Source organism: Corynebacterium sp. HMSC072A02, from assembly GCF_001810085.1.
GTDB classification, from domain to species: domain Bacteria; phylum Actinomycetota; class Actinomycetes; order Mycobacteriales; family Mycobacteriaceae; genus Corynebacterium; species Corynebacterium hesseae.
The window spans coordinates 158570-173143 of the sequence record NZ_KV799832.1 but is presented as its reverse complement, the minus strand read 5'-3'; the positions used below and the strand labels follow the sequence as shown (position 1 = coordinate 173143).

Here is a 14574-nt window from a genome sequence, read left to right as displayed (position 1 = left end):
ATTCAGACGGCTTGTCAGACTCGGACGGCTCATCCTTAGAGTTCACCGTCTGTCCACCGTCGTTGATGTCCTTGTGCTCAGCGATGTGGTTCGGGTTCTCCGGAGTAGCATTTGGAGTTTCCTTGCCCTTGTCGTCGACCTCAACAGAGGTCAGCTCTTCAAAGACAACTGCAGACTTAACCGGCTGTTCAGCATTCGAAACCTTGATCTTAACCTGTTCAGAGCCGTTTGCCGCCTCAGGAACAAAGGACAGCTCGCCCTGACCGAGAACGGTCTTCTCATCAGCCTTAGAGATCAGCTCTGCCTTAAGGGTGTACTTCTTACCCGGAACAAGGTTCTCATAGGTCACAGTATCGATTACGGTCGCATCGTTCACAACGACCTTCTTCGATCCTTCAGCAAACTCAGCCTGAGTCTTGATCGACGGGGTCTTGGATTCGCCCTCGTCGTCTGGCAGACCCGGTTGGTCCGGCGGCATTACGCGCTGTCCCATAGGCCTGCCGTTCAGGTTGCCATTAGGCCCAACGATGGTAATAAAAGCATCTGCAGGTTGCTTTGCGATCTCAATGCTCGGGTCACGCTGAAACTCAGGCGTCATGGCATTAACGATCTCAAGTCCAGTGAGTTGCTTAAACTCTTCCCTCGAGCCAGTAAATGAGGGGAAGTGAGGTCCACCCCCTGGCGATCCGAATTCCGGATCTTGACCAGTAATAGTCATGGTTGCCGCAGGCTTGCTTGCAGGATGCCCGATTAGGGCAATCAGGTAAACAGAGTAGTTAGCTGCCGCTTCCTTGTCCCCGCGTTCAGTAGCATCGCGAAGTTTCAAAGCGAGGCCGATAGCCGCGTCATGATACTCAGCCGGTATGGGCGCTTTACCCGCAGTTGCTTTGTCATAAAGCTGCATAGTCTGCATTGGGCGGTTCACCAGTGTATCGATGCACCATCCCCAACCGACGTTATTCTTCGGATTACCCTGTGAAACGTCAGTACTACCATGATGAACCGGCGCACCAGCCCAAACAAGGTCACCCCAACTCTCATCAGCGCCGCCCTTGCCGGCTTCAGACCCCAAAGTCAAATTCGGCTTGAAGTCGGTCGGCTCAGCCGCATCCGCCTTCGTCCAGGGAACAGTGACCATGGCCGCAATCACTGCTATTGCTGTGAAAACAGCAGTAAGGACCATCCACCCCTCTCTGGAGATATTCCTTAATTTACTCATCGTTTCCTCTTCGAATGATGTGAATGTCTACAAGTTGTTCTGCACAGCAGTAAGTTTCCGCTGAGACAATCTGAAATCTGGACGTAGGTTTTTACACCCTGACCGGCGATTCTCCTTAAGAATCTCACGCACTCTTATAGTCCACTCAGGATACTATCATCGCTCACAGCTAGCCGCAAGATAGTTGATTGCTGCATAACTTTTCCTTATACCCCCACTTGGCGATAATTCAGCAGGTAAAACGTGCTATGCGCTTGACCTTTAAGCCGTTTTTCGCCAATACGTTCCCCTAAATGTTGACGTGGCACATTACCTAGATTTTCTCAGATTCCCCCATTTAAGGTTTCTTAAGTTTCCATATAAGCATTTCCTTAAGGCGGCGTCACGCTAACCGGCTCCCCCGGCGGAAGATGCCCTACATGCATCATTCCGACCCACCGGCAACTAGCCCCCCCAGAAATGCACTGAAGTGGCCGTGCGTAACGCACGGCCACTTCAGTCACATTCAGCACCCCACTCCCCCGTCAAGGCGTGGGGTAACATTCCCCTTGACTCATAAAGTCACTGTTTCTTTAATCGTCGGTGGAGCGGATGAGTTTCGGGTCTACGTCGACAACCGGCTCCGGCACCTCAATCAGCTCAATGTCGGAGACAGCATTGGCAGTCGGCTCCACAGGCTGTGAATCACCGTGGACGGTTTTATCAGCATTCGGGCCCACAGTAATCTTCCCGGCCGCGAGCGCTGCCCTGTCGCGGGCGGTCTCAACGTCCTCGGCGGTCGTAGCCACCATGCCCATGCGGCGGCCGGCGTAGGCCCAGGGCTTGCCAAACAGGCGCACGTCGGTCTCTTCATAGGATAAGGCGGTGTCGAGGCCGGTGAAGGAGACGTCATCAAGCTCTGCGTCCGCGTGCAGGATGACCGCAGCACCAGGGCTGACCATCGTCACGTCAATGGGGAAGCCCAAGATCGCGCGGACATGAAGCTCAAATTCAGAGAAGCGCTGCGTGTATCCGGTCAGCATGGCGGTGTCCAAAGGACGCGGCGAGACGGAGGAGAAGTACACCTCATCGCCCGCCACGAAGAGCTCAACGCCGTAGACACCGCGCCCGCCCAACTCATTAGAGATACGCGCCGCAACGGAGCGTGCGTTCGCCAGGGCGTCCTCACTCATCGCCATGGGCTGCCAGGACTCCACCAAGTCACCGTGCTCGTGGCGGTGGCCAATGGGCTCACTGAACCACGTGGCCATCTTGCCGGTAGCCGGATCGATGGAGCGCACAGCAAGCAGCGTGACCTCATAGTCAAAGTCAACGAAGCGCTCCACCACCACCCGCTTATTATCGGAGGACACGTGGCGCACCATGGCCCAGGCCTCCTCCACGTCCTCCTCTTCCTTAAGAAGGACGTGCCCCTTGCCGGAGGTCGTAATATCCGGCTTGACGATGCACGGCAGCCCCAACTCTCCCACCGCCTCTTTGAGCTGTTCAGCGGACTCAGCAAGACGATAGGCCGTTACGGGCAGGCCGATGCTCTCAGCCACCTCACGCACGCTCTCCCGGCACTGTGTCAGCTCACAGGCCCGCGCCGTCGGCACAACGGTGGTGCCGAATTCCTCAATACGCTTCAGCGCCTCCACCGCGACGGTCTCCACCTCAGGGACCACATAGTCCGGTTTGATGCGCTCTGTAAGCTCCCACACCTTGTGCGGGTCCCTGATGTCTGCGATGTAGCTAAAGTGCGCGAGCTGCTGCGCGGGTGCTCCTGCGTAGCGGTCCACGGCGTGGACCTCCAGCCCTAAGTTCTGAAAGGCAATTACCAACTGCTTGCCCAGCTCTCCCGCCCCCAAAAGAAGCACCTTGGTGGCGTTTCCTGTCAGAGGGGTTCCGATGTGGCCTGCGATGTCGCCTACGGTAGTCATTCTCGAATTATCGCACACTTCTGGTGCTGCATTGCTTGGCGACGTCCCCCAAACCCCCTTCAGAGGCATTAGAGGCATTAACCCGCCCCGCCTCTCCCGTGCGGTGGTTCCTATAGCCATGTGCACGGTGACACGGGAGAAGCTGGGCGGTTGTTGCGCGGCACCGTCACCGTTAGGCGGTGCCTGAGGTTCGTTCGTCTTGGACTGGCCGGCGCCTTACTGGTCCTGCATGACGTCGTGGCGCACGATGGTCTGGTCGCGGCCAGGGCCGACACCGATGTAGGAGATGCGGCAGCCGGAGAGCTCCTCCAGACGCAGGACGTAATCCTGAGCCTTCTGCGGGAGGTCCTCAAAAGTCTTGCAGTCAGTGATGTCCTCGTCCCAAGCCGGCATGGTCTCAAAGATGGGCTCCGCGTGGTGGAACTCAGACTGGGTCAGCGGCATCTCGTCGTAGCGCTTGCCGTCAACGTCATAGGCCACGCAGATGGGGATCTCACCGATGCCGGTGAGCACGTCCAGCTTGGTCAGGAAGTAGTCCGTGAAACCGTTGACGCGGGTGGCGTAGCGAGCCACCACGGAGTCGTACCAACCGCAGCGGCGCTTGCGGCCGGTGTTGACGCCGATTTCGCCGCCGGTGGTCTGCAGGTACTCGCCCCACTTGTCAAAGAGCTCAGTGGGGAAAGGACCAGCGCCCACGCGGGTGGTGTAGGCCTTGATGATGCCCAGGGAAGTCTTAATGCGCGTAGGACCAATGCCGGAGCCGACCGAGGCACCGCCGGCCGACGGGTTCGAGGAGGTCACGAAGGGGTAGGTTCCGTGGTCAACATCCAGCATGGTGGCCTGGCCGCCCTCCATAAGGACGTGCTTGCCAGCATCCAGTGCTTGGTTCAGCTCAAGTTCGGCCTCAATGACCATCGGGCGCAGGCGATCGCGGTAGCTCAGGAAGTACTCCACAACCTGCTCCGGCTCGATGGCCTTGCGGTTGTACATCTTCACCAGCATCTGATTCTTAATGTCCAGGGCGGACTCGACCTTCTGGCGCAGGATGGACTCATCAAAAATGTCCTGCACGCGGATGCCGATGCGAGCAACCTTGTCGGCGTAGACAGGGCCGATGCCACGGCCGGTGGTACCGATAGCGCGCTTGCCCAAGAAGCGCTCCTGCACGCGGTCCAGGGTCTGGTGGTAGGGCGCCACGAGGTGCGCGTTGGCGGAAATCTTGAGGCGCGAAGCGTTAGCGCCGCGGGCTTCGAGGCCATCGATCTCATCGAACAGGGCCTCCAAGTTAATGACCACGCCGTTGCCCAGGACCGGGGTGGCGTTTTCAGAAAGAATGCCGGCGGGAAGGAGCTTCAGCTCATACTTCTCGCCGCCGACCACGACGGTGTGGCCGGCATTGTTACCGCCGTTGGGCTTCACTACGTAATCGACCTTGCCGCCGAGGATGTCGGTAGCCTTGCCCTTGCCTTCATCGCCCCACTGGGCGCCGACGATGACGATCGCTGCCATGTTGGTGTCACTTCCTATTTATTGAAGTCAAATACGCACCTACTTTACCCGGCATGGCGGTACGACGGTGGGTTTGTGACATGGTCATCAGGAATTGATGCGGTGTCGGTACGGGTGGGCTAGACGTTTTCGGTGTTTTCATCGTCGGTGCTGCCGTCGCCTGAGCCCTCCTCATCGAAGTAGATGGTGTCATTGGTAAACATCAACCGCGACTTGTCCGGGGTGCTGACGATGATGCCGTCATCGACAACAGCGATTTGGGCTTCAACATCACCGATGCCGATTCGGTAGAGCCCGTTGCCCTCGATCTTTGTGCCGTTAGTTGGGATTTCATCGTCATACTGAGTGAACTCAGTACTGCCCTCTAGAGGCAGGAAGGTCACCAGGTTGAATTCCATACCCTCCGGCATTGGGGTCTTACCACCTTTGATGGACCAAGTCCCGCCGTCGCCATGCGCACAATCAATGGCGTTGTTTTCTTCAATGATGCCGCAGACCATGTTCCAGCCATCGGCGGAGATGGTGAAGAGCTCTTCGCCGCGGAGGTCTTCTTCATCCTTAGCCAAATCCGCGGACTCGGTTGGTTCCGAATCCACGTCGATGAAGAAGATGTCCGAATCCACGCCGTCGAAGGAGGTTTCCATGGACGGCGCCTCGGTTCCTGGGCGTTTGTATGCCTTTCCTTCGACGCCAACGACGTCGCCTTCAGTCTTGGACTCAAAAGTGTAGCCTTCGCCGTCTTCCTCCACCTCGAAGGACGTTGACGTGATGTAGAGGGCATCCTCGTCATAGACCTCACCGTTGACGAAGAAGACAGGAACCTTGACGTCCTCCCCATCAAACTCGCCCTCCAGCACCGCGTAGCTGAGGAACTTGCAAGCGTCGTATTCATCTTCACTGACGCTCACGTCTTCAAATTTCTCGGTCGAGCCCTTCACATAGGCTTCTTTATTCTCGAGGACCTTGCTCAGCTCGGTGTCCTCGAGTTCTTTATTCTCGTCGCAGTCAGCGTTGGTGCTCGAGGAGGACGTGCTGCTCGATGTCGACGTGGCCTTCGACGAAGTAGGCGCCGCCGAACTCGTCGTGGACTCGGCGGCAGCCTCGGTGAATGCTGGCTCCTCGACTTCCGTCAGTGCACCGCCGATGAGGCTGCACGAGCTCATCAGAAGCCCGGCGGTGGATACAAGTGCAAGAGTTGTCATGCGAGTGGACATGGTGCTTACCTCCGGCTGTTAGGGGCTTAAGAATTGATTGCTAAGAAGTTGGGCGTTGCCTTGGAGCCTACTGACGCGCTGTGATGTGCACTACTTTTCCGGGGAAAGCACCGCTGTTTGCGCGCTGTTGGCGGCGCTTTTTAGCGAAGCTCTTTCCACGCTTCTATGCTTCTTGTATGATCTGTGCGCTTGTAGACTGCGGCGGCCACTTCACCGACGCCCATACCACTGCCCTCGTCGAGGCCTCACAGCGCGGAATGCGCGTCGAGCACTTCCGCTTCGCAGAGGTTCCCAGCCGGCAGGAGTTGAAGGCTATTGATGCCCTGGCCAGCGAGATTCTCCCGGAGGATCCCACTCCTTCGCTGGATGAGATTGCCGCACAGCCAGACGTGAGCCACCTCGGTGCGCCGGGTCCAGCGCCCCAGGCCCCGTTCCTGCGTGAGCCACTGCGCATTGTGGTCATCGGCAGCGATGCCGCGCTAAGCGCCGTGCTGACCCGCATGATGCGGGCGGATTACCTGTGGGCCGAGGTAGGCTACGTTCCCACTGGGGAGCACTCCACCGCGGCGATGAATTGGGGCTTAAAAGCTAGCGAAACGGGCCAGGGCCGCCAGGGTCTCGGCGACCAGGGAGCAGTGATGGAGGACGCGCTCTCCTTTGCCATGACCGCACCCGTCAAGCCGGTGCCGCTCATCCGCAATGACGCGGGCCTCGCCGTGGCGGGTTCGGCAACGATTGCAGAATGGTCGAACGAGGAGATCACCGGTGAGATCATCGTCGACGATGCCGTGCTGCTGCGCGCGGACCGCGAGAAGGATGTTTTCGGCGCAAAGCTTGTGCCGATGACGGATGCGCCGGGCATCGTGGCGGCGAAGGCGGTGACAAGTTTTGAGGCGGACGTAGCACCACGCCGTGGGTTCTTCGCGCGCCTGCGCAAACCTGTCCAGCCAGGGCAACTGGACCCCGCCAGCGTCGTGCAGGGCCGGGCGGTGCAGGCAGGGGGACCGGCGCTCAGCGTCAGCGTCGATGGAGTCCGCGCCAAGAGGCCGGTCAAGCGCGTGACGTTCTACCGCCACCTGCGGGACCTACAGATAGTGCGGCCCTAAGTCTCGCGGTTGAAGGAAAACGAAAAGAGGATTCGGCCAGCATTACCTTTTCGGCACTAGGCTCGAAACCGAATCCTCACCGCATGCGCATTGTGCAATGCACCTAGGCGGTCTGCGGAAGACTCTACCACTCCCCCGTGTTCCCCACGAAGCTGGTTGGAAGCGCACACATACCCCAGTTTTGTGCAGCTGAGGCGTGACCTTTTAGCCCTAGTCCTCTTCCCGCACCTCCGGCGGGTAGGCCGGGTGCTTCGAGGTGGGCACCAGCTGCGCCACGGCGGACTCACGCGACATGCCGCACACCATGAGCAGGTCCACGATGACGGAGCGGGTTTGGGCCAGCACAGCATAGGCGGAGAGCACTGCTTCCTCGCCGGCGACGTCTATCGAGCAGCGCGCTGCCAGCTGGCGCAGGCGTTTGACTATCTCCGGAATAGCATGCGCCTCATCCACGCGGCGCTCATGCGCAGTTTGGTGGGTATAGAGGTCAGAGAGCTCCATCGTGATTTCGGCTAGCTCGTCGATAAGCTCCACTTGCTCGGCAGTGGCCTGGTCGCCGTCCTCGGCGAGCACGAGGGCGCGGCGGGACAACACGCGGGTGCCGCGAACCACGTTATCGACCGGTGTAAGGATGCGCTCCAGCGAGCGGACGTTGCGCTGCGAGCTCCACAGGAAGGGCGAGAGCTTTGCGGTCTCCGCGCCGCCCTTGGTGGCGTTAAGCATGTTGTTGATGTCGGCCTGCGTGCCGCGCACGGCATCGCGGGCCTCCATGATGGTTTCTGGATCATTGTCCGCAAGGCCCCTGGAGACATCGGAGAGAACCGAGGCCGTAATGCCCAGGACCTTCGAGACTTCCGAGCGGCCCGCCCGCAGGGGTGAGGAGGGAATCAGCACAATCATCGTGAGGCCGATAACCGCGCCGATGATGGCGTCGATGGCGCGGGAGAGCCCGCCCATTTCTTCCGGCGGAAGGATGGTGGCGATAAGGATGGCGGCGATGACAATCTGGTTGCTCACCAGCTGCGAGCCCGTGACGAAGGAGCCGATCACCAGCGCCAGACCGATGATGATGGTCATGTGGATGGGGCCGGTTCCGAGGGCGTCGACAAGCAGCGTGCCCACCAGCACGCCCACGATGCCGCCGATAGACATGTCGACGGCGCGCTTGAGGCGGTCACTTCCCGAAAGGCCGAGGATGATGATGACGGCCATCGGGGCAAAGAAGGGCTGCTCGTGGCCGAAAAAGTCATGCGCAACATAGAACGCCAAACCGGCACCGAGGGTGCTCTGAATCATGAACACCAGGCGGTTGCGGATGCGCGTGAAGCGCGACTTCAGAGATTTATCCACCAACCGCAGCTGCTCGCGGGTAGTCCTGCGGACGCGTTTGACTCCCGGTGACGAATTCGACGATGACTCTTGCGCTTCCATGATTCCGGTATTTTACGCGTTCTGATGATGGGGTTGGGTATGCAAAAGCCACCCCTCGAGGGCGAAGGGTGGCTTGTTGAGATGTGCTGAATCAGCACGGCGTCCAGGAGGAGCCGACGTCAGCTGGACGTTGGTTTACTTAGAAACGGTCTTGCCCACGGAGTGCAGGTCGGTGCAGGCCTCAACCACGCGGTCAGCCATGCCCTGCTCAGCCTTCTTCATGTAGGAGCGCGGGTCGTAGACCTTCTTGTTGCCAACCTCGCCGTCGATCTTGAAGACGCCGTCGTAGTTAGCGAACATGTGGCGGGCAACCGGGTTGGTGAAGGCGTACTGGGTGTCGGTGTCCACGTTCATCTTGACAACGCCGTAGCCCAGAGCCTGCTCAATCTTCTCCTTCTCGGAGCCGGAGCCGCCGTGGAAGACGAAGTCGAAGGGCTGGGAGCCTTCTTCCAGGCCGAGCTTCTTCACGACGGTCTTCTGGCCCTCATCCAGGACCTCCGGGCGCAGCTTCACGTTGCCCGGCTTGTAGACGCCGTGGACGTTGCCGAAGGTAGCGGCCAGCAGGTAGCGGCCCTTCTCACCGGTGCCGAGAGCATCAACGGTCTTCTCGAAGTCCTCCGGGGAGGTGTAGAGGTTAGCGCCAGCCTTGGCCTGAACGCCGTCCTCTTCGCCGCCGACGACGCCAATCTCAACCTCGAGGATGATGTTGGCGTTGTGAGCCTTCTCGAGGAGCTCCTGGGCGATCACGAGGTTCTCATCGATCGGGATAGCGGAGCCATCCCACATGTGGGACTGGAAGAGCGGAAGCTCGCCGCGGTCAACGCGCTCCTGGGAGAAGGCGATCAGCGGGCGCACGTACTCATCCAGAACTTCCTTCTGGCAGTGGTCAGTGTGCAGCGCAACGTTAATGCCGTAGTTCTTAGCAGCCTCGTGAGCGAAGGCAGCCAGTGCCTTGGCGCCGGCAACCTTGTTCTTCACGGACAGGCCGGAACCGAACTCGGCGCCGCCGGTGGAGAACTGGATGATGCCGTCGGACTCAGCCTCGGCGAAACCGCGGAGTGCGGCGTTGATGGTTTCGGAGGAGGTGCAGTTAATTGCCGGGAATGCGAAGCCGCCCTTCTTGGCGGTATCCAGCATCTGGTTATAAACCTCAGGGGTTGCAATAGGCATGAAATTCCATCCTTTGGAGTTGCTGTGCAGTAAGCCGTGCCGTCTCACAAACCAGCGAAACAACACGTTCCAACATCCAAGTATGCCTGTTATTGTGGTTTTCCGCCGCGAGAAGCGGTGTGACCTCACTTAAACCCCGGCTCCCATGGACTTAAACAGCCCCTTGAGCTGGGCATATTCTGCCGTCAGGCGGATTCTGACTTGTACTTCACAATTCGGGTGCAGGCTTCCAACAACATCCAACCGGACAATTGAACGGACAAATCGCGCTCGGCCACGCGGATAATACCCACCTTCTGGCCCAAGGAGGAAGGCCCAAAACCGTAGTTGTGGGGCAGCTTTGCATCCGCGGTCCAGTCGGAGCCGAAAATGGGCAGACCGTCCACCTCAAGGCGGTGTTCCCACACGGATTCCGCCGAGGCCGTCACCAGCCGCGCGGCCAGCTTCTTCGTCGCGCGGTTAGCGGGGGAATCACCCGGCAGGCGCACCGCCACGTCCGCGAGGTAGCGGGCAAGGATGCCTTTGAAGAGGCCACCGTCGCCGTCGCCAGTCTGCCAATCAATGACACCCGTATACGTTGCCATTCCCGTGGCCACCGCCTGGACGAGGCCGCGGATCCGGGTGGTGTAATCCATCATGTCCGCGGCGAGCTCGGCCTCATGAACGGTGTCGATGTCCTCCACGGAGCGCAGGCCCGTCTGCTTCCGCAGCGCCAGCACAATCTCCAAGCAGGCACCGAGCACCACGCCTTGGCAGTAGGGGTGGATGTTGCGAACTACTTCCTGCCCGTCCATGCGCATGCGGATGCCGTCCATGACGAAGCCATCGTCATCGATGAGGTGATCGTAGATCCAGTCCACGATGTGGCGGGCCTCGTCCACGCGCCCCATGCGGGCGAGCATGATAGCGCCTGGCCCGTTGGAAGGAACGTTGAGGAAGGTCTCGCCCTCGCGCCACGGCAGCACGCCCACCTGGGAATCAATGCCATCGCGGATGTTGTGCTGCAGAGCGCCCAGCTTCTTGTAGGGGCGCTGCTTCTTCAGCTCACCGGCACGGGAAATAGCCAGGGCCATCCAGGCCTTGTCATCGTAGTAACGGTTCTTCGTCAGCGCGCGGAGGTTGCGCACATGGATGCCGCGGATGGTATCGGAAATGCGCGCGCGGCGGGCCTTGGTGTTCTTGCGCAAGGCGGCGTCGACAAGACAGTCCAAATAGTGCGCCTGCCACCAATAATGCCAGTGCACAAAGAGCGATTCTTTGGTGGTGGGTGGCCAACTCACCACGGCAAGGTTGGTACGGGGCAAGCCCCACACGGCTTGCGCGTGGCGCTCATTGATGGCTGTCTCCGCGAGGTCAGCGCGGTGGGACCATTTCTCTAACACTGTTGTCTCATCATTCTTAAATGTGAATTCGTTACCTAGATGTAAACACAGTGCGCGGGATCTCACCAAGCTTTTGATAAATCCGCATGCTGGCGAATCCACGCATGCATGGCGATGCCTGCGGCCACGCCCGCGTTGATGGAGCGAGTCGAACCAAATTGCGCGATGGAACAGGTCATCAGCGCCGCATCTTGTGCCTCCGGGCTCACCCCCGGCCCCTCCTGCCCGAAGAGGAGCAGGCAGCGCTCGGGCAACTCCGCGGTCTCCAGTGGAACGCACCCGGGGGTGTTATCGATGGCCACGACGGTTAAGTCTTGGTCGGCAGCCCAGGCCATCAGATCACTAACGTTCGCGTGGTGCATGAGGTGTTGGTACCTGTCGGTCACCATGGCGCCGCGCCGGTTCCAGCGGCGCCGGCCCACGATGTGGACGGTGTCGACAGCAAAGGCGTTGGCGGTGCGCACCACGGTGCCGATGTTGGAATCGTTCTCGAAGTTCTCGATGGCGATGTGCAGGGCGTGCCGGCGCTTATCGATGTCCTCCCGGATCGCCTCGCGCGTCCAGTAGCGGTAGGCGTCGACGACGTTGCGACGATCCCCTTCCGCGAGCAGCTCGGGATCGTACTTCTTCGCCTCTGGGCCCTGCGGGAGCGGGCCTTCCCACGGGCCAACGCCGTGGCGGCCCTCATTCCACTCGGTAGGACCCTTGGCTTCCGCTTCGTCCTCAGGCTTAGGCAAGGCCGAGGTCCTCAAGGCCCAGCAGGTAGCGGTACTCCAAGCCCTCGGCGGCGATGGCATCGCCAGCACCGGTGTTGCGATCCACCACGGTGGCCACGCCGACGACTTCGGCGCCTGCCTTGCGCAGCGCCTTCACCGCGGTCAGTGGGGAGTTGCCGGTCGTGGTGGTGTCCTCGACGACGAGCACCTTCTGGCCCTCAACGTTAAAGCCCTCGATCTGGCGCTGCATGCCGTGCTTCTTGGCTTCCTTGCGGACGACGAAGGCATCGATATCGCGACCGTCGGCGTGCATGATGGCCAACCCGACCGGGTCCGCGCCCATGGTCAGACCGCCGGCGGCGGCGTAATCCCAGTCGGCGGTGAGCTCACGCAGCAGCGCGCCGATAAGCCGCGAGGCCTCGTGCTGCAGGGTGGCGCGGCGCAGGTCCACGTAGTAATCGGCCTCCTTGCCGGAGGACAACGTGACTTTGCCGTGGACGACGGCCAGCTCCTTCACCAGCTCTGCTAGGCGTTGCTTCTTCTGCTGATCCAGGCTCATCGCTCGCTCCTTAAAATCTGTGGCTTTATAGCCTTGAAAAATCCGCCCTGTAGTTTACCCTCTTGCCGCACGGTTGCCCGCGACTAGTGCTGGTGCCGGGATGGCAGGCCTAGTCGAAGATGGAGGAGCCGCCGTCGAAACGGCGTGGGAGGCGAGCCTGGTTATTTTCGGGGGCGGGGTGTTCGTGGCCGTCGGCAATCGCGTCCACCTCGTCCGCACCCAAGCTGGAATGGTCGATGGTGCCGCGGGCTTCGCTGGTGGTGCGGCTCGGCATGACCACCGGCTCGGTGGGGCGCTGGATGGTCGGGGTGTCGAGGGAATCATCACGATCCGGAACTGCCGTGGGCCCGGTCGGCTCCGGTTGCGGGGGCTCCGGGATATCGCGGCTCGGGTCGAGCTCATCAACGCGCAGCACTTGGGCAGCCTCGGAGCGCGGTGGGAGCACGCGGGCGGAATCGGCGAGCGTGGCCAGTGGCTCGAGCAGCTCTTCCCACTCTGCGCTGCGCGCCTGCCGGGTGGTCTGGGCAAGCGCCCACTCCCCCTCCATCCACACGGCGGTCACCTCGGCGGGAAGGCGGCTCAGCGCGTCGGTGACGCGGGCATCGATGAGGCGCTGTCCCACGCCGGCGTCGGTGGCGAAGACCTCGAAGCCTTCCTCCTCACGCACGTACACCAGATCCTCAGAATGGTTCTCCGCTTCCTCGCCTGCTCGGCGGAAATCAACCACGATGTCGGAGGCCGCGCCGGTGCGCATGGCCATGACGGGGATTGAGCCCATGTCGAAGAGCAGCGTCTCATGGCCGCGGACGTTTCCGGCCACGATATCCCGGGGTTCCTGGCCGCAGGCGGCTGCGCCGCGGGTCCACTCATCGGCCAGGTAGGAATCGTGCTTGATGTATTCCCAGCCGCGCTGCTGGCCGAAAGCCTTGCGCTCGCGGCGGGCGCTGCCCGGCACGAGGTACCTGGCGCGCTCTGCGCGCTCGGCAAAGCTGTGCGCTGGTGCCGGTTCATTGCTTGCTTCTACGGCCGGCTCTGCCTCAGGCTCTGGGGCAGGCTCCGGCTCGGATGCGATGACGGGCTCTTCGACGAGCTCAGGTTCTTCGGCGAGCCCAGGTTCGACCTCGGGCTCAGCGGGTTCAGGCTCGGCGGCTTCAGGGACCACGGCATCGGCTGCGCCGTCGGCAGAATCGGTGGCAATAACGTCGGCAGAGGCGCCGGTATCGGTGTCGGTAACGGCGTCGGTTGCTGCGTCACCGGCGGAGTGCGCGGCGCGCTGGCGCTGATCCAACCAGAGCACGATCACACCGGCCGCGAGCGCGAGGGCGGCGAGGGATAAGAGTACGAAAGGCATCATTGACCGACTCTAATCGCCCGGCGCGCCCGATAGGCGCTGGCACGCTGGTCACGTGAGGATTCTAGACGTGCTCGCGGTCGCCGCGCTCCACGGGATTGGCCGGGTTGGCCGACCACTGTGACCAGCCGCCAACGAAGTGGCGCAGGCCGGTAAAGCCCACGTGCTCCAGAACGGCAATGGTGAGCGCGGAGTGGTTGCCGGAACCGGAGTAGATGATGGCGCCGTCCACGTTCTCCTTAGTCACGCCGTGCTCGTCGAGGATCTCCAGGATCTCTTCCTTGGACTTCCACACGGTGATGTCCTGCGTGTGGAACAGGCGCTCGGGCAGGTTGACCGCGCCCGGAATGTGGCCGGCCTTCAGGTCGAGGTTCTCGCGGCGGCCGGCGAAGCGATTGCGCGTGCGAACGTCGAGAAGCAGGCCCTTGTGCTCCTTGACCTCATCGATGGTGGCCGTGGGCATCGAGCCCGGCTTCACTTTAAGGTTCGAGGTCATGCCCAGGTTGCCCGGACCGGTGAGCGTGGGCATCGCCTGGGCGCGCCAGTTGGACAGGCCGCCGTCGAGAATGCGGACGTTCTGGATGCCCGCCCAGCGCAGCGTCCACCACGCGCGGCCGGCGAAGAGGCCGCGGCCTTCGTCGTAGACCACGACCTCGCTATCCTCACGCAGGCCCCAGTGATCGATCCACTCTTGAATCTTCTCGGTCTGTGGGAGTGGGTTGCGCCCGACCTTGGAGCCCGGCAGGCCCACGAAGGCTGACGCGGCGTCCGCGTACTGGGCGGTTGGAATGTGAAGGGAAGAAAAAAGATTGAAGGCCTCGCCTTCCCCTGGGGCCCAGAGGGAAGCGAGGATGGTCGTCTTGTCACCGCGGTAAATCTTCTCACTCAGCTCGTGAGGGGAGATCAAAATGCTCATGCCCCCAGATCATAGGGGCATGAGCGGGTGCTGGCGACCGGTGAGCGCGGTGAGCGCAATTAGCGCTCACCGCTTAGTCGGC

General features: G+C 61.1%; 12 protein-coding genes. 2 read left to right on the top strand and 10 right to left on the bottom strand.

Annotation, left to right across the window (positions count from 1 at the left end; all coding sequences use genetic code 11):
* From HMPREF2698_RS13420 to HMPREF2698_RS04385, 3 genes are all read right to left on the bottom strand, one after another.
* A partial coding sequence (locus HMPREF2698_RS13420; RefSeq protein ID WP_168164022.1) for a VaFE repeat-containing surface-anchored protein occupies positions 1 to 1219 on the bottom strand: 1219 nt, incomplete at its 3' end.
* A gap of 572 nt (positions 1220 to 1791) precedes the next feature.
* Positions 1792 to 3138 carry a formate-dependent phosphoribosylglycinamide formyltransferase gene (purT, locus tag HMPREF2698_RS04390; protein ID WP_070562410.1) on the bottom strand — a complete coding sequence of 449 codons (1347 nt, stop codon included), beginning with the start codon at positions 3136 to 3138 and terminating at the stop codon, positions 1792 to 1794.
* A 216-nt stretch (positions 3139 to 3354) separates the two neighbouring features.
* Entirely contained in the window at positions 3355 to 4647 is a 1293-nt protein-coding gene (locus tag HMPREF2698_RS04385) for an adenylosuccinate synthase (RefSeq protein WP_070562407.1), read from the bottom strand.
* A gap of 297 nt (positions 4648 to 4944) precedes the next feature.
* Between HMPREF2698_RS04385 and HMPREF2698_RS13735 the strand changes: the two genes are divergently transcribed.
* Both HMPREF2698_RS13735 and HMPREF2698_RS04375 read left to right on the top strand, forming a co-directional pair.
* Positions 4945 to 4992 carry a hypothetical protein gene (locus HMPREF2698_RS13735; protein ID WP_118781210.1) on the top strand — a complete coding sequence of 16 codons (48 nt, stop codon included), beginning with the start codon at positions 4945 to 4947 and terminating at the stop codon, positions 4990 to 4992.
* 1045 nt (positions 4993 to 6037) lie between these two features.
* Complete coding sequence (locus HMPREF2698_RS04375; protein ID WP_070562404.1) at positions 6038 to 6967, top strand: hypothetical protein; 930 nt, start codon at positions 6038 to 6040, stop codon at positions 6965 to 6967.
* A 210-nt stretch (positions 6968 to 7177) separates the two neighbouring features.
* Here HMPREF2698_RS04375 and HMPREF2698_RS04370 read toward each other — a convergent pair whose 3' ends face one another.
* The 7 genes from HMPREF2698_RS04370 to HMPREF2698_RS04340 all read right to left on the bottom strand — a co-directional run bounded on the left by HMPREF2698_RS04370 (position 7178) and on the right by HMPREF2698_RS04340 (position 14492).
* Positions 7178 to 8398 (bottom strand): FUSC family protein, encoded by a 1221-nt coding sequence (locus HMPREF2698_RS04370; RefSeq protein WP_070562401.1) that lies wholly within the window; start codon positions 8396 to 8398, stop codon positions 7178 to 7180.
* Between the two features lie 135 nt (positions 8399 to 8533).
* Positions 8534 to 9568 carry a class II fructose-bisphosphate aldolase gene (fbaA, locus tag HMPREF2698_RS04365; RefSeq protein WP_070562398.1) on the bottom strand — a complete coding sequence of 345 codons (1035 nt, stop codon included), beginning with the start codon at positions 9566 to 9568 and terminating at the stop codon, positions 8534 to 8536.
* A gap of 185 nt (positions 9569 to 9753) precedes the next feature.
* Complete coding sequence (locus HMPREF2698_RS04360; RefSeq protein WP_070562395.1) at positions 9754 to 10950, bottom strand: glycoside hydrolase family 76 protein; 1197 nt, start codon at positions 10948 to 10950, stop codon at positions 9754 to 9756.
* 62 nt (positions 10951 to 11012) lie between these two features.
* Complete coding sequence (locus HMPREF2698_RS04355; RefSeq protein ID WP_070562392.1) at positions 11013 to 11687, bottom strand: TrmH family RNA methyltransferase; 675 nt, start codon at positions 11685 to 11687, stop codon at positions 11013 to 11015.
* Positions 11680 to 12225, bottom strand: a complete 546-nt coding sequence (gene pyrE / locus HMPREF2698_RS04350; protein ID WP_070523611.1) for an orotate phosphoribosyltransferase — start codon at positions 12223 to 12225, stop codon at positions 11680 to 11682. Before pyrE ends, HMPREF2698_RS04355 begins: the two co-directional genes overlap by 8 nt.
* 109 nt (positions 12226 to 12334) lie before the next feature.
* The gene (locus HMPREF2698_RS04345) at positions 12335 to 13579 is read right to left on the bottom strand and encodes a type III secretion system chaperone family protein (RefSeq protein ID WP_246819433.1); all 1245 of its coding nucleotides are present in this window, start codon (positions 13577 to 13579) and stop codon (positions 12335 to 12337) included.
* Between the two features lie 61 nt (positions 13580 to 13640).
* Entirely contained in the window at positions 13641 to 14492 is an 852-nt protein-coding gene (locus HMPREF2698_RS04340; protein ID WP_070562390.1) for a sulfurtransferase, read from the bottom strand.
* Between the last annotated feature and the right edge of the window lie 82 nt (positions 14493 to 14574).

Excerpts from the sequence above, each read along its gene's own strand:
- HMPREF2698_RS04370 (WP_070562401.1), bottom strand. The coding sequence starts at position 8,398 with ATGGAAGCGCAAGAGTCATCGTCGAATTCGTCACCGGGAGTCAAACGC.
- HMPREF2698_RS04345 (WP_246819433.1), bottom strand. The coding sequence starts at position 13,579 with ATGATGCCTTTCGTACTCTTATCCCTCGCCGCCCTCGCGCTCGCGGCC.
- HMPREF2698_RS04375 (WP_070562404.1), top strand. The coding sequence starts at position 6,038 with ATGATCTGTGCGCTTGTAGACTGCGGCGGCCACTTCACCGACGCCCAT.
- purT (WP_070562410.1), bottom strand. The coding sequence starts at position 3,138 with ATGACTACCGTAGGCGACATCGCAGGCCACATCGGAACCCCTCTGACA.
- HMPREF2698_RS04385 (WP_070562407.1), bottom strand. The coding sequence starts at position 4,647 with ATGGCAGCGATCGTCATCGTCGGCGCCCAGTGGGGCGATGAAGGCAAG.
- fbaA (WP_070562398.1), bottom strand. The coding sequence starts at position 9,568 with ATGCCTATTGCAACCCCTGAGGTTTATAACCAGATGCTGGATACCGCC.
- pyrE (WP_070523611.1), bottom strand. The coding sequence starts at position 12,225 with ATGAGCCTGGATCAGCAGAAGAAGCAACGCCTAGCAGAGCTGGTGAAG.
- HMPREF2698_RS04340 (WP_070562390.1), bottom strand. The coding sequence starts at position 14,492 with ATGAGCATTTTGATCTCCCCTCACGAGCTGAGTGAGAAGATTTACCGC.